We start from the raw sequence: 13,914 nt of genomic DNA on the forward strand, positions 1-13,914 counted from the left end.
CTGCCGGGTCGGGGAGGGTGCGGTGGACGGGGGCGGCCGGCTCAGCGCAGCCGCAGGACGAGGCAGGCGACGAGTCCGTCGTCGTCGACGGACGTCACCACGGCGGCGGCGCCGGGCCGGGGACGGTGTGCCGCGGCGGCGAGCACCGCGGCGAGCTGGACACCGGCCGACGCCGCCGACGCGTCGCCGAACAGCTCGCGCACGCCGATGAACTCGGTGTCGGCACCGGCGAGTACGTCGCCCAGCACGGCGGTCTCGACGGTGTCCGCGTCGTCGCCCCCGGCCGGCCCCCCGAAGCCCATGGGGCAGGTGCCGGGGGGCGGGGTGAGACGCCCCGAGGGCGCGGCGAACGCGACCTCGCGCGGGTGGATGCCGGCCGCCTCCAGGGCACCGCGCACGCACGTGTCCAGGGCCGCGCGCGGCCCGCGCGGGCCGGCGCCGAAGCGGACGGCCAGGATGTCGGCGCGCGGGGTGCGCCCGGCGCCGACCGCGGTACCGGCGTCCTCCAGCAGGAACATCGCACACGCCTCGGCGAGCGGGGTGCTGCGGCGCTCCTCGCCGCGCGTGTGCCAGGCGAGCCAGGCCCGCTGTTCGGAGAACTCCTCGACCGCGCCGCACAGCACCGTCCGGCTGTAGCCGTGTTCACGGAGCCGGGTGGCGTAGCGCAGGGCCTGGAGCCCGGTGAGCGGGCCGCCCGCCAGGGTGGCGTTGGGGCCCTTCAGGCCGTACCAGATGGCGCTCTGCCCGGCGGCCCGGTTCATCACGGTGTTGGGGAACAGCGCGGGGTCGACGTAGAAGGGCCGGGCCCCGGTCAGCGCGTCGCGGGTGAAGTCCATCGTGCTCTGCACGCTGCCGGAGCCGGTGCCGAGGACGAGGCCGACGTGTTCCGGCTCGTCGAGCCGGCGCCGGCTGCCGTCGGGTTCCAGGAGGGTGCCGAGGGTGGCGACGGTCAGGCCGGTGAGCCGGTCCATGGTGCGGGTGCCGCGGCTGCCGAGCAGGGCCACCACGTCGAAGCCGGGCACCAGGCAGGCATCGCCCGGCGGCGCCTGCCACACGTCCCGGTTGAGCCGCGGCACGACGGGGCGCCGGGCCGCGACGCCCTCCGTGAAGGGCCCGGCGCCGATGCCGTACGGGGACAGCACCGACCAGTCGGAGATCACGGTGGTGGCGCGGGCTCCGCGGACGCCGGTCGCGGTGTGGTGCACGGGGGTGGTCATCGGGTCGCCTCCCGTCGGCTCCAGGTGGCGCCGGCGGCGACGAGTTCCGCGCCGTCCACGCCGATCGTGTTGCCCGTCAGCCACGAGGACGGGGCGTTGGACAGCAGGACGACGGCCTCCGCGACGTCCTCGGGGGTGGTGAGCCGACCGTGCGGGTTGCCCGCCGCCGACTCGCCGACGAACTCCTCGTGCCCCGGGATCCGCAGCAGCGAGGGGGTGACGGTGACGCCCGCGCGCAGGGCGTTGACCGCGACGCCGTGCGGGGCGAGTTCGCAGGCCAGCTGGCGCACGTGGGACTCCAGGGCGGCCTTGGCCGCGGAGACCGCGCCGTAGCTCGGCAGCACCTGCCGGGTGCCGGCGCTGGTCATCGCGAGGATGCGGGTGCCCTCGGCGACGAGTCCGGCGGCGAGCAGGTCCTGCGTCCAGTAGACGAGGCTGTGCGCCATCACGTCGAGGGTCATCTCCAGCTGGGCCCGGGTGAGGGCCTGCTTGGCCTCGTCGGAGGGCAGGAACGGCACCAGGCTGCCGAAGGCCAGGGAGTGCAGGACGGTGCGCAGCGGCTCCCCGCCGGTGAGTTCGGCGAGGGCGGGCACCAGCCGGCCGCGCCCGCGGTCGGAGGCCGCGTTGACGTTGAACAGGTGGGCCCGCACACCCTGGGCGCGCAGCGTGCACTCCAGCTCCTTGGCCGCCCGGGCGCCCTCGGCCCGGTCGAAGTGCACTCCGGCGACATGAGCGCCCTGCTCGGCCAGGGCGAGCGCGGTGGCCCGGCCCATGCCGCTCGACGCGCCGAGCACCAGGCACCAGCGGTCACGCAGTCGGTTGCGCACGTAAGCCTCCTGACGGGGTGTCCCGGGGTTCGGCGGTGACGGGTCCCGCGGCGAGCGGGTCGCCCCGGTGGCCGGCCGCGCGGACATGGACGGCGGCGAGGTGCCCGGGAGCCGTCGCCGTGACGACGACCCGCTGCCCGCCGCCGGCGGTGAACGGCTCCGCCGCGGCCAGCAGCGGGACGAGGCACCCGGCTCGGGCGGCGGACCGCCCGGCGGGCGCGCCGAGCAGCGCGGCGACGGCCCGGCCGCGGTCCGAGGCGTCGAGGACGGGGTGCACGGGCGCGGACGGCCCGGACCCGACCGCGTCCAGCAGCTCCTCGACGACGGGACGCAGTCCGCCGTCGGCGCCCGGCGGCACGAACGAACAGGCGGCCCGCACCGCGCCCCGCACCGGGGCGCCCCGGCGTTCGGCCGCCGCCCACCGCTCCAGCACCAGCGCCACGGCGCCCTCCTCCGGGGTCCCCGCTTCCCGCACCGGTACCGCCCGGTCCTCGACGGCGACGACGGTCACCAGGTCGGCCCGGCCCAGGAGCAGGGCCCGTACGGCCGTCTGGAGGGCTTCGGCACCGGCGACACCCGGCGTGGTCAGGGTGCAGCTGAAACCCTTGAAGGACTGCTCGGCGGCGAGTCTCGCGGCGAGCACGTTCACCGCGAAGTACGGGGCGAGCGCGGGACGCAGCGCAGCCGCACCGGTGCCCACGACGGTGCGGTCCATGTCGCGGAACAGCGGAGCGAGCCCGTTGTTGGTGCCGACGACGAGACCGCGCCGCTCGGGCGGCACCCGCTCCGGTGTCGTGGCCGAGCGCAGGGCGCGCCGGCCGGCGGCGAGCAGGTAACGGGTCCCAGGGGGAAGGTACTTGTGCCCGCGCGGGCCCAGTTCGGCGTCCGCGTCGAACCAGGCGCCGGACGGCTCGCCGGGGCCCGGGACGACGGCGGCCACACCGGTGACCACGACGTCCGGGGTGCCGTGCGGCGGGGTCAGCATGCGACCGCCTCCCGCAGCAGCAGGGAGATGTTGTTGCCGCCGAAGGCATAGGCGTTGATCAGCACGGCCGGGCCGGTGAGCGCCGTCTCGACGGAAGGCAGCGGCACGTCGCAGCCGGGATCCGGCGCCCCGACGGGCACGTTGGGCGGTACGCTGCCCCGGCCGATGAACAGGGTCGCGGCGACGGCGGCGAGCCCGGCCGCGGCCCCGCCGGTGTGCCCGACGAGCGCCTTGAGGCTGTACAGCGGGGGCACGGCCGCGCGCGGCCCGAACACCTCGTGCAGCGCGGCGCTCTCCACCCGGTCGTTGAGGCGGGTGCCGGTGCCGTGCGGGATCACGCAGCCGATGGCGTCGGGCTGCACGGCGCCGCGGTCCAAGGCGTCCCGCAGGGCGCGCACGATCTGTTCGCCGCTCTCCTCCGGTGCGGTCGGGTGCCCGGCGTCGCAGCTCCAGCCGGACTCGCCGATCTCCGCGAGCGGCACGGCGCGGCGGGCCCGGGCGTGGGCCGCCGACTCCAGCACCACGATGCCGGCCCCCTCCCCGAAGACCGTTCCCGCCCGCTCGGCGGCGAACGGCCGGCAGCCCTGGGCGTCGACCGCTCCGAGCCGGTTGAAGTTGGCGAGGGCGATCCGGGAGTAGGCGTCGGCCCCGCCGGCGACGACGACGTCGGCCTCGCCGCAGCGGATCATGTCCGCCGCGGTGGCGAGTGCGAAGCCGCTGGCCGCGCAGGCGTTGCTCGCGCTGCTCACCGGTCCGGTGACGCCGAGTTCGGCGGCCAGCAGCGAGGCCACCTCGAAGTCGGGCCGCTCCTGCCGGGACGCGGCCGGCGCATCCGGCTCACCGGCCCGTTCCCGGTCACCGAGGGCGCCCATGCACGTCCCCAGGACCACCGCGGTACGGGCCTCGCCCAGCGCCCCCGCGGTCAGCCCGGCGCAGGCGAGGGCCTCGCGCGCCGCGCGGACCGCGAAGGAGGCGGCGCGCCCCGGGCCGTCGCCGGGGTCCTCGCCGAGAGCCGGCTCCGGCACCAGGTACATCAGGGGCAGCTCCATACGGGCCCACGGATCGGGCACCTTGTCCGGCTGCCTGGCCCGGGCGCGGGCCAGGGCATCCCGCAGCGCGGGCACTCCGGCGCCGTGGCACGTCACGGCACCGACTCCGGTGACCAGGACGGGATCCATCAGCCGCGCTGCCCGTTGAGCCGCCGGATCATACGGTCGTCGAACTCCACCAGGCTCCAGTCCCGGCGGTTCTCGATCACCGCGTAGCCGTGGGTGATCCGGCCGACGGCGGTGTGCACCGGGACGCCGTCGCGCAGGACGTAGCAGTCCATCCGCGCGGTGTAGATCAGCCGCTTGAAGACGTCCTCGACGGTCAGGACGGTGTAGACGTCCTCCTCCATGCGGGCCTCGGCGAGCATGGTGACGGAGTTCTTGGGCACCACCGGGATCCAGTTCTGCTCGTCCAGCAGCCGCTTGATGGAGATGCCGCGGTCGGCGAGGAAGAGGTCGACGGCCTCCTCCATCAGCCGCAGGTAACCGGACATCTGCAGGCGCTCGGTGAAGTGGCAGTAGAAGTAGGGCACGCGCCACTTCCAGCCGTAGGCGTTGGAGTCCCGGGTCAGCGCGGCGAGCAGCTCGTCCCCGTCCGCGACGCGGGCCGGCGGGGCGGAGGCGGCGGGAACCCGTACGAAGGCGGCGCGGTCGATCTCCTTGACGGTGAACGGCTCCAGCACCCGGGGCACGGGGGCGGCCGCACCGCCCCGCGGGTCGTGCCGCAGCGCCACCCGGACCTTCGCGGAGACCGTCTTGACCGGGGTCGCCGGCCCGTGGATCTCCAGTCCGACGGTCAGGGCGATCTCCCCGTCGACGGGCCGTCCCTCGGCGACGACCCGCGCGGTGACGACGTCGTCGATGTGGGTGGCGGACAGGATGGCCGCCTCGATGCCCACGATGTCGACGCACAGCCCGAAGTCCTCGTACAGCATCCCGGCGGGCCAGCCGCTGCGGCGCAGATGCTCCAGAACGGCTTCCTCGACCAGGTAGTTGACGTGCTTGAAGCCGATCCACGTACAGATGTTGGAGCCCTCGTAGCGTGGCCGCAGTTGCACGGTCGTGGGCTGTTCCAGCGCCGCCACGGAGTCCGGCAGTGAACGGGTGGTGAGCATCTTGGTCACGTCGTCTCCAGCGGGATGTCGGCCGGCAGCGCGCCGGCACAGCGGTCTGACGGGGCGGGGAGCGCGGCGAGGAAGTCGCCGAGGACCCGGGTGAACGGCCCGGCCTGCTCGGCCATCGGGAAGTGCCCGCACGACGGGAACACCTCCAGCCGGGCGGCGGGCAGGGCGCGGGCCAGCTGCCGGGCGTCGGACGGGGGAGCGGCACGGTCGTCCTGGCCGGCCACGATCAGCACGGGCGGCCGGACGCGGTGCAGCGGCAGTGCGGGGGTGCGCAGGTAGGCGCCGAAGAAGTCCATCCAGCCGTACGGGCCGATCACCTCCCGCACGCGCAGGGCCATCGCGTGCCGGGCCGCCGGTGCGAGCCGGCCGGCCGACGACACCTGCAGTCCCTCCTCCAGGATCAGGTGGAACCGGTTGAGGTAGTAGGAGATCGTGTCCCAGTCGAAGTCCTGCCGGCGCGGCCGGTAGAACGGGGACACCAGCACCGCCGCGCGCAGCGGCGCCGCGTGCGGCGACGCGAGGTGTTCGAGCAGGGCGTTGGCGGCGAACGAGTGCGCCACCACGACCTGGGCCCCGGTGCTGCGCACCACCTGCCCGACGAGCCGCGCCGGGTCCCCCGGCAGGCCCGGCCCCGCGGTCCCGTCGCAGGGCCACGCCATGTCGGCCGCGGTCATCCGTACCCCCTCGGGCGCCGCGGCCAGGCAGGGCTCCCACAGCCGGGAGCTGCCCGCGAGTCCGTGCAGCAGTGTCACCCGCAGGGCGCTCATGACACGCCTCCCCGGTCCGGTCCGGGGACGCGGTGCAGCACGAGTGCGGCCGCGGCGTCGTCCGCGCCGGGGCCGCCGTCGCCGGGGCCGTGTCCCGCGGTGGCGAGCATCGACCGGCCGCGTCCGCGGCGGAGTTCGGCGGTGGCGGCCACGCACTGGAACACCCCGAGCGCTCCCGAGCAGCGACCGTGCCGGGCGCTCAGGTCGTACCCGGGCACCCGGGCCGGACGCGCGCCGTCCGGGTGCGGGGCGGTGGGCGGCAGCGGGCCTTCCGGCAGCCACCAGCCGTCCGGCGGAGCGTCCTCCCCGTCGCGTGCGGCGGCGACGGCGCGGGGCAGGTCCGCGGCGCGGGCGTAGCCGCCGATGCGGGCGAGCGGGGTGCCGCCGCGAGCCCCGACGGCGTCGGCGGCCTCGGCCACCAGCGCGACCGCCCCGTCGAGCAGCGGCCCGGCGCCGCCGAGCAGCCGCCGCACCGGCTCGTTGACCGGTTCCACCCCGACGACCACCACCCTGCGCAGCCGTCCGGCAGCGATGAGCGCGCGGCCCCAGTGCACGGCGTCCAGCCCGGAGGTCGGCCCGTTGGACAGGGTGACGTTGGCACCGCGCAGGCCGTGCGTGATGGCGACCCACGAGGCGGTGACGTTGCTGGCAGTATTGGGCAGCAGCATGGGACTGGTGGCCTTGTACGTGCTGGTCCTGATGGTGGCCGCGGTCTCGCAGACGGTGTCGACGTTGCCCCAGTTGCTGCTGACCACCACGCCGAAGTCGTCGCCGGCCACGGTGAGTTCACCGTCGGGTCCGAGCAGGCCGGCGTCGGCGAGCGCGTCCCGTGCGGCGCACAGCGCGAGTTTGGTGGCCCGGTCCTTGTACCGCAGGCCCGGCCCGCGCAGGGCGCTCACCGGGTCCGCGCCGGCGTCACCGGCCGGCGGATCCAGCAGGGCGCCGGGCCCGGGCACTCCGGCGAGCGCGGTGCCCAGCCCGCTGATCAGGACGTCCCCGCCCACCGTCGCCTCCGCTGCCTGCATCTACGCCACCTTCTCCACGACGGCCACGGCGTTGAGGCCGCCGAAGCCGAAGGAGTCCACCTGGGCCACGGACAACTCCGGGTCGAGAGCCGGCTCCCCGCCCAGCCGGAAGCCGGCCATCTCCTCGATCGGATCGTCGAGACCGAGCGTCGGCGGCACCCGGCCGGAACCGAGCGACTGCACCGCCGTGATCAGGCTGTGCAGCCCCGAGGCCCCGGCGGTGTGCCCGATCATCGACTTGATCGCCGTCATCCGGGGGGCCGTCTCCACGCCGGCGAAGACCTCGGCCAGCGCCCGCGCCTCGGCGAGGTCGTTGTGCGGGGTGCCGGTGCCGTGCAGCATGACCAGGTCGATGTCGGCCGGCTTCACCCCCGCCCGCGCGTGCGCGTCGTGCATGACCCGGCCGATGCTCTGTGCGTCCGGCGCCGAGGGGTGCCCGGCGTCGCAGTTGACCCCGACCCCCCTGACCCGGGCGTACGGCCGGATCCCGGGCGGAGCGCTGCGGTGCAGGACGACCGCCGCGGCGCCGTCGCCCTGGAGCATGCCGCGCCGGCCGCGGTCGAACGGCCGCACCGCCTCGGGTGCCTTGGGGTAGACGCGGTCGAGCATGCCGTAGGTGCTCTCGGTGATCGTGTCGGCGCCGGCCACCACCACGGTGTCCGCCTCGCCGAGGTCGAGCAGGTCCACGGCCATGCCGAGCGCGTACAGCGACGCGGCGCAGGCGTTGGCGACGGTGTAGGTGCGGTCGGCGTGGAAGCGGCGCCGCAGCGCGGTGCCGAAGTGCAGCTCCGCCGGGTCGAAGGAGATGCCGTCGCACCAGCTCAGCTCGACCGAGCGCAGCTCGCGCAGGGTGGTGCCGATCAGCACCGGCACACCAGTGAGGTCCTCGCTCATCCCGGCGTCGGCCAGCGCCTCGGCCACGGCGTCCACCAGCCACCGCGTGGGCCGCAGCGGGCGGTCGGCGCCGGCCGTGGGCCGGTCGTCGATCTCGTAGGCGTTGCGTGCCCGGAAGTTGGCCGGGTCGAAGCCGCGCAGCGGCGCCAGCCCGGTGCGGCCCGCGCACAACGCCTCGAAGGTGGCGGCGCGGTCGGCGCCGACGCTGCTGACCGCGCCCATGCCGGTGATCAGCGCCCTCATCGGGCCTCCCCGGAGAGCGCGGGCCGGTTCTGCGCGTACTTGCCGAAGATGAGCACGGCGTTGTTGCCGCCGAACGCGAGCGCGTTGTTCTGCACGACCCGCAGCTCCGCCTCGCGGGGCACGTTGGGGACGCAGTCGAGCCCGCACTCCGGGTCGGTCTCGACGTGGTTGATGGTGGGCGGGATGAACCCCTCGGCGATGGCCAGGGCACAGGCCGCCGAGGCCAGGGAGCTGGCGGCGCCCATGGTGTGCCCGATCATCGCCTTGATGGAGATGGTGCTCGGGGGCCGGTCGCCGAACACCTGGCGGATCGCCGCGGCCTCGGTGACGTCGTTGGCCCGGGTGCCGGTGCCGTGCGCCGAGATGAAGTCGATCTCCTCCGGCTTGACCCCGGCGTGGGCGTGCGCCAGCTCGATGCAGCGGGCGATGCTGTGCCGGTCGGGGGCGACCGGGTGGTGGGCGTCGCAGTTGAGCCCGTAGCCGAGGATCTCGCAGTAGATGCGGGCACCCCGGGCCAGCGCCGACTCCAGGGTCTCCAGCAGCAGCACGCCCGCGCCCTCGCCGGTCAGGATGCCCTTGCGGCCCACGTCGAACGGCTGGCACGCCTCGGGCGCGATGGTGCCGAGCCGGTAGAAGCCGGTGAACGTCTTGCGGCACATGGCGTCCGCGCCGCCGACCAGTGCCACGTCCACGTCCCCGCCGCGCAGCGCGTCGAACCCGTAGCCGATGGCGTAGTTGCCGGCCGCGCAGGCGGTGGCCAGGGTGGTCGCCTCGACGTCGGTCAGGCCGAGTTCGGCGACCACCGCGGAGGACAGCCGCCCGGCGGAGGCGCGGGCGGCCACGGTCGCGTCCAGGTGCTCGGGGCCGTCGGCGAGTTCGGCGGCCACCAGGCGGTCCAGGTCGGCCGACTCGCCGTCGGTGGTGCCGATGCAGACCAGGGACCGGCGGGAGCGCAGCTCCGCCGGGCCCATGCCCGCGTCGCGCGCCGCCATGACCGCCGCCGCCGTGGAGAACTGCGCGGCCCGGCCCAGGCGTTCGGGGGCCGTATGGGTGATCCAGGCCTCGGGTTCAAAACCGGTCACCTCGCACCCGTTGGCGTGGGCGAACCCCGTGGTGTCGAAGGCGGTGATGGGCCGGGCGCCGTTGCGGCCCTCGCGCAGCCCCGCCAGGAACTCCCCGACCCCGATGCCGATGCTGGTCACCGTGCCCAGCCCGGTGACCACGACTCGTCCTGACGCGTGCCCGTCCTCGGGCGGCCGTCCGGTCGTCACGGAGCTCACCGTGCCGGCAGCGCCCGGTCCACCACCGACTCCACCCCGTCGAGGTTGACCATCCGGCTGAGTTCGTCCTGCTCGATCGTGATGTCGAACTCGCGTTCAAGAGCCGCCAGGATCTCGATGGCCCGCAGCGAGTCCGCGTCGTGCTCCTCCTTGAACAGGCTGGTGTCGGTGAGGTGCGCGGGGTCGATCTCCAGGATCCGGCAGACGATCTCCTTGATCTTGGCCTTGCGCGCCGCACGGTCGGCGATGGTGTGGTCCGACGTGGTCATCTGTTCTCCTGGGTCGGTGGGCGGGCGGGAAGCGGCGGACACGGTCACAGCCGGACGAGGACGTCCTTGACCAGCCACTCCATGGTTTCGACGATCTCTGCGGGACGCATGGACAGATCGAGCACCATCAGCTGCACCCCGGCCCGCCGGTAGGCGTCGATCTCCCGTACGACCTCGTCGGCGCTGCCGGTGATGCTGAGCCGGTCGGACATGAAGTCCATGACCTCGAAGGGCGGCACCAGGGCGCGGCGCACGGTGATCTCGACGGCGGCGGGGTCCCGCCCCGCGTCGGCGGCGAGCCGGTCCAGGGTGGCGCGGGCCGCCGTGATCTCGTCCGGGTACAACTCGTGCGCGAGCCAGCCGTCACCGAGCCGGGCCACCCGGCGCAGGGCGGCGTCGGTGTTGCCGCCGACGTACACGGGCGGCCCGGTTCTGCTGTGCGGCCGGGAGGCGAGCCACATGTCGTCGAAGTCGGTGAACCGGCCGTGGAAGGAGGTGGGGTGCCGGGCCGCCCACAGGGTGCGCATCACCTCGATGGCCTCGTCGGTGCGCGCCCCGCGCTGCGAGCGCGGGACACCGACGGTCCTGAACTCCTCGTCCATCCAGCCGATTCCGGCACCGAGCACGGTACGGCCCAGGGACAGCTGGTCGAGCGAGGCCAGTTCGGAGGCCAGGATGACGGGGTTGCGGTAGGGCAGCGCCAGCACGTGGGTGCCGATGCGCACCCGCTCGGTGACACCGGCGACCACGCCCATCACCGCGATCGGCTCCAGCCAGGCCACGCCCCAGTTGTAGGCGTTGGCGGTCTTGGCCCGCGGGTACAGGCAGGTGCTGCTGCGGGTCCTCGGCAGGGCCACGTGGCTGCTGACCCAGACCGAGTCGAACCCCAGCCGGTCGGCGGCGGTCGCCACGTCGAGCAGGTAGCGGCGGCGGCCCGGCGGACCGACGGTGGGCAGTGCGATACCGAACTTCACGGGGGGTCTCCAGGGCGGTGGCGGCGCTGTCGGATCAGGCGGGACGCTCGAACCAGTGCTCGAACTTGGCGGCGTAGAGGGTGTTGCCGGACAGCTTGACCTTGCCGCCGAGGAAGGCCTGCATCCCGTTGAGCCGGCCGGTGAGCAGCTTCAGGAAGGTCGGCAGTCCCACCGTGGTGGTCAGCTTCGGGGACTCCACGCGTCCCCGGCCGGTCCGGCAGGTGCCGCCCGCGATCTCGACGAAGTACGGGAAGACGTCGTCGGGCGTGCTGATCAGGTACTGGAAGGCGGCTTCCTGCCCCTTGGCCCGGTCGGCCCGGAACGCCTCCGGCATGTTCCCGAAGATGTCGTCGAGCAGCCCGGCGACGCCACCGGTCTGCTGCCGGGCGAAGTCGAAGACCTCCTCCTCCTTGCGGCTCCCGGCCACTTCCTTGATCTCCTCGAACCTGCGGGTGTCCAGGGCCATCGCCACGCTCCTGTGTCGTCGAGCCGGTGTCGGACGGCCCTCAGGCTGCCCGGCGGCGGCAGGCGGGCGACAGGGCCGTCAGGGCGGTGGATCGGGCGCCGTCGGGAGCGGCCGGGACGCCGGGCCGAAGGCGCTGCCCGAGTGGGCACCTCCCCCTGGTCTTTGAAGACCCCGGCCGCCCGGCTTTGCTGTTCCGGGGTACCGGCGCCCGCCGGCCGCCCCCGCCCTGTCCGCGGAGGTCATATGTACGACGTGATAGTCGTCGGTGCCCGCTGCGCGGGATCGCCGCTGGCGATGCTGCTGGCTCGCAGGGGCCACCGCGTGCTGGTCCTCGACCGCGCGGCGTTTCCCCGGGACACCGTCTCGACGCACTACGTCCAGCCGAGCGGCCTGGCCCGGCTGCGCCGCTGGGGTCTGCTGGACCGGCTGGCGGCCACCGGCTGCCCGCCGATCACCGAGGCGGTGTGGCGGTTCGGCGACAACCTGGCCGTGCGCGGATTCGCCCCGCCGCACGAGGGTGTGGCCATGGCGCTCGCCCCGCGCCGCACCGTGCTCGACGCGCTGCTCGTGGCCGCGGCCCGGGAGGCCGGGGCCGAGGTGCGCGAGCGGTGCACCGTGCGCTCCCTGCTCCGGGACGACACCGGGCGCGTGGTGGGGGTGCGGTACGACTCCCGCGGCCGGGAGCACACGGCGCGCGCCGCCGTGGTGGTGGGCGCCGACGGCCGCAACTCCCTGGTGGCCCGGGAGACCGGCGCCGGGACCTACCACGAACGGCCGCCGCTGACCGTCGTGTACTACGCCTACTGGCGTGGTCTGCCGGCGGCCCGCCGCCACCTGAACGAGGTGTACCTGGTGGGGGACAAGCAGATCGGTGTGATCCCAACCCACGACGACCTCTGCCTCGTGCAGGCGGCCCGCCCGCACGCGTTCTACCCGGCCTACCGCACCGACATCGAGGGCCACTACCACAAGGCGATCGCCGAGGCGGCGCCCGGTCTCGCCCGCGAACTGGCGGACGCGCAGCGCGTCGACCGCTTCCGCGGCACCGCCGACCTGCCCAACTTCTACCGCAGGCCGTACGGCCCCGGCTGGGCCCTGGTGGGCGACGCCGCCTACCACAAGGACCCGCTGACCGGACAGGGCATCTCCGACGCCTGGCGCGACGCGGAGCTGCTGGCCGACGCGATCGACCGGGCGGCGACCGGCGACGAGGAGTGGCAGGGCGCGCTCGCCGGTTACCAGCGGGCCCGCGACGCGGCCTCCGAGCTGATGTACGAGTTCACCTGCGAGGCGGCCGGCTTCGACCTGGACCCGATGACCCGTCAGCTGGTCCGGGTCGTCGCCGAACACCGCGAGGACGCCGACCGGTTCTTCGGGATGATCGCGGGCTCGGTGCCCGCCGAGGAGTTCTTCGCCCCCGACAACCTGCTGGCGATGCTCGGCCGGCTGCCCGCGGACGCCCTGGCGGAACCGACCGGCACGAAGGGACCCTGATGACGTACCAGCCGACGGAGGACACCGTGCCCGCCGAGGTGCCCCCGCTGGAGGACTTCGACCCCTACAACGACGCCTTCCGCGCCGACCCGTACCCGCACTACGACCGGATCCGGGCCCTGGGCGGGCCCGTGTACTGGGACTACCTCGACTCCTACGTGGTCAGCACCCACGCGGACGCCACGGCCGTGCTCGCCGACCCCCGAATGCGCCTGGCACCGCCCGACCCGGTGGCCGACCTGCTGGCCAGTGTGGTGCCCGAGTCGCTGCGGTCCATGAGCCGCACCCTGCTGTTCACCGACCCGCCCGACCACACCCGGCTGCGCGACCTCACCCGGCGCCCGTTCGCCTCGCCGCGCCTCGGCGGCGTCCTGGCCGACGCGCGCTCCCTGGCCGACGGGATCCTGGCGGACGCGCGGCACCGGGGATTCCTGGAAGTGGTCGACGAACTGGCCTTCCCGGTGTCGCTCCAGGCCATCGGCGACCTGCTGGGCATCCCCCGGGAGGACCTGCCGAGGCTGCGCGACTGGGGGCAGGCCATGTCGCCGGCGGCCGACATCCCCGCCGCGCCGGCCTCCATCGACAGCGCGGTGGCGGCCTACGAGGCGTTCGACGACTACTTCGCCCATCTGGCCCGCGTCCGGGCCGAGAACCCGGGCGAGGACCTCTTCTCCTCCCTGGTCCGGGCCCAGCAGCAGGGCGCGCTCAGCCGCAGCGAACTGCACGCCAACGCGGCACTGGTGTTCATCTCCGGCCACGAGACCCTGGTCGCCTTCACCGCGAGCGCCTTCCTGTCCTTCCTGCGCAACCCGGCCCAGCTGGACCTGTTGCGCGCGCACCCCGACCTCGCCGCCGCGGCCACCGAGGAGGTGCTGCGCCACGAGAGCCCGCTGCAACTGGCGACCGCGGGCGGCGGGCGGTGGACCACCGAACGGATGGAGATCGGCGGCCGTACCCTGCCCGCGGGGGTACGGGTGCTGACCTTCATCGGTGCCGCCAACCGGGACCCGGCGGTCTACGACGGCCCGGACCGCTTCGACATCACCCGGCCCGGCGCACGGCACCTGGCGCTCGGCCACGGTCTGCACTACTGCCTGGGCGCCGCGCTCGCCAAGCAGCAGGGCACCCTGCTGCTGGAGGCGCTGGCCCACTGGCCGGTGCGGATCGCCTCGGACGCCGTCGACGCACCCGAGTGGCTCCCGCTGTTCATGCAGCGCCGGCTCGCCCGCCTGCCGGTGACCGTACGGCCGGCCTAGGGAATGCGCGGACGGACGCCCGAAGGGGGGAGACCGGTCCCGGT

At 74.7% G+C, this 13,914-nt stretch carries 14 protein-coding genes; 2 read left to right on the forward strand and 12 right to left on the reverse strand.

Annotated features, from left to right (window positions below):
• Positions 1 to 41: 41 nt before the first annotated feature.
• The 12 genes from ABZ923_RS18715 to ABZ923_RS18770 are packed head-to-tail and all read right to left on the reverse strand — an operon-like array spanning position 42 to position 11,120.
• Positions 42 to 1,217 carry a beta-ketoacyl synthase N-terminal-like domain-containing protein gene (locus ABZ923_RS18715; RefSeq protein ID WP_361472626.1) on the reverse strand — a complete coding sequence of 392 codons (1,176 nt, stop codon included), beginning with the start codon at positions 1,215 to 1,217 and terminating at the stop codon, positions 42 to 44.
• Positions 1,214 to 2,044 (reverse strand): SDR family oxidoreductase, encoded by an 831-nt coding sequence (locus ABZ923_RS18720; RefSeq protein ID WP_361472629.1) that lies wholly within the window; start codon positions 2,042 to 2,044, stop codon positions 1,214 to 1,216. The genes ABZ923_RS18715 and ABZ923_RS18720 overlap by 4 nt, the downstream gene beginning before the upstream one ends.
• Entirely contained in the window at positions 2,025 to 3,029 is a 1,005-nt protein-coding gene (locus ABZ923_RS18725; RefSeq protein WP_361472631.1) for a beta-ketoacyl synthase N-terminal-like domain-containing protein, read from the reverse strand. Before ABZ923_RS18725 ends, ABZ923_RS18720 begins: the two co-directional genes overlap by 20 nt.
• Positions 3,023 to 4,207, reverse strand: a complete 1,185-nt coding sequence (locus ABZ923_RS18730; RefSeq protein ID WP_361472633.1) for a beta-ketoacyl synthase N-terminal-like domain-containing protein — start codon at positions 4,205 to 4,207, stop codon at positions 3,023 to 3,025. Before ABZ923_RS18730 ends, ABZ923_RS18725 begins: the two co-directional genes overlap by 7 nt.
• Complete coding sequence (locus ABZ923_RS18735) at positions 4,207 to 5,193, reverse strand: hypothetical protein (RefSeq protein WP_361472668.1); 987 nt, start codon at positions 5,191 to 5,193, stop codon at positions 4,207 to 4,209. Before ABZ923_RS18735 ends, ABZ923_RS18730 begins: the two co-directional genes overlap by 1 nt.
• A gap of 5 nt (positions 5,194 to 5,198) precedes the next feature.
• The gene (locus ABZ923_RS18740) at positions 5,199 to 5,969 is read right to left on the reverse strand and encodes an alpha/beta hydrolase (RefSeq protein WP_361472636.1); all 771 of its coding nucleotides are present in this window, start codon (positions 5,967 to 5,969) and stop codon (positions 5,199 to 5,201) included.
• Positions 5,966 to 6,994 (reverse strand): beta-ketoacyl synthase N-terminal-like domain-containing protein, encoded by a 1,029-nt coding sequence (locus ABZ923_RS18745; RefSeq protein WP_361472639.1) that lies wholly within the window; start codon positions 6,992 to 6,994, stop codon positions 5,966 to 5,968. Before ABZ923_RS18745 ends, ABZ923_RS18740 begins: the two co-directional genes overlap by 4 nt.
• On the reverse strand, positions 6,995 to 8,131 hold the full coding sequence (locus tag ABZ923_RS18750) for a beta-ketoacyl synthase N-terminal-like domain-containing protein (RefSeq protein ID WP_361472641.1): 1,137 nt from the start codon (positions 8,129 to 8,131) through the stop codon (positions 6,995 to 6,997).
• Complete coding sequence (locus ABZ923_RS18755; RefSeq protein WP_361472644.1) at positions 8,128 to 9,402, reverse strand: beta-ketoacyl-[acyl-carrier-protein] synthase family protein; 1,275 nt, start codon at positions 9,400 to 9,402, stop codon at positions 8,128 to 8,130. The genes ABZ923_RS18750 and ABZ923_RS18755 overlap by 4 nt, the downstream gene beginning before the upstream one ends.
• Positions 9,403 to 9,407: 5 nt before the next feature.
• Positions 9,408 to 9,680: an acyl carrier protein gene (locus ABZ923_RS18760; protein WP_361472647.1), complete on the reverse strand. Its 273-nt coding sequence runs from the start codon at positions 9,678 to 9,680 to the stop codon at positions 9,408 to 9,410.
• 44 nt (positions 9,681 to 9,724) lie between these two features.
• On the reverse strand, positions 9,725 to 10,654 hold the full coding sequence (locus ABZ923_RS18765; protein WP_361472650.1) for an LLM class F420-dependent oxidoreductase: 930 nt from the start codon (positions 10,652 to 10,654) through the stop codon (positions 9,725 to 9,727).
• Between the two features lie 34 nt (positions 10,655 to 10,688).
• Positions 10,689 to 11,120, reverse strand: a complete 432-nt coding sequence (locus ABZ923_RS18770) for an SCP2 sterol-binding domain-containing protein (RefSeq protein ID WP_361472653.1) — start codon at positions 11,118 to 11,120, stop codon at positions 10,689 to 10,691.
• Positions 11,121 to 11,363: 243 nt separating this feature from the next.
• On the opposite strand from ABZ923_RS18770, the gene ABZ923_RS18775 reads away from it, so the two are divergent.
• Together ABZ923_RS18775 and ABZ923_RS18780 are read left to right on the forward strand one after the other, a co-directional pair.
• On the forward strand, positions 11,364 to 12,614 hold the full coding sequence (locus tag ABZ923_RS18775; RefSeq protein WP_361472656.1) for an NAD(P)/FAD-dependent oxidoreductase: 1,251 nt from the start codon (positions 11,364 to 11,366) through the stop codon (positions 12,612 to 12,614).
• A complete protein-coding gene (locus ABZ923_RS18780; protein WP_361472659.1) occupies positions 12,614 to 13,870 on the forward strand; it encodes a cytochrome P450 in 1,257 nt (418 codons plus the stop codon). Before ABZ923_RS18775 ends, ABZ923_RS18780 begins: the two co-directional genes overlap by 1 nt.
• Positions 13,871 to 13,914 lie beyond the last annotated feature (44 nt).

This window comes from Streptomyces sp. NPDC046881 (assembly GCF_040645015.1).
In the GTDB taxonomy this organism is placed as follows: domain Bacteria; phylum Actinomycetota; class Actinomycetes; order Streptomycetales; family Streptomycetaceae; genus Streptomyces.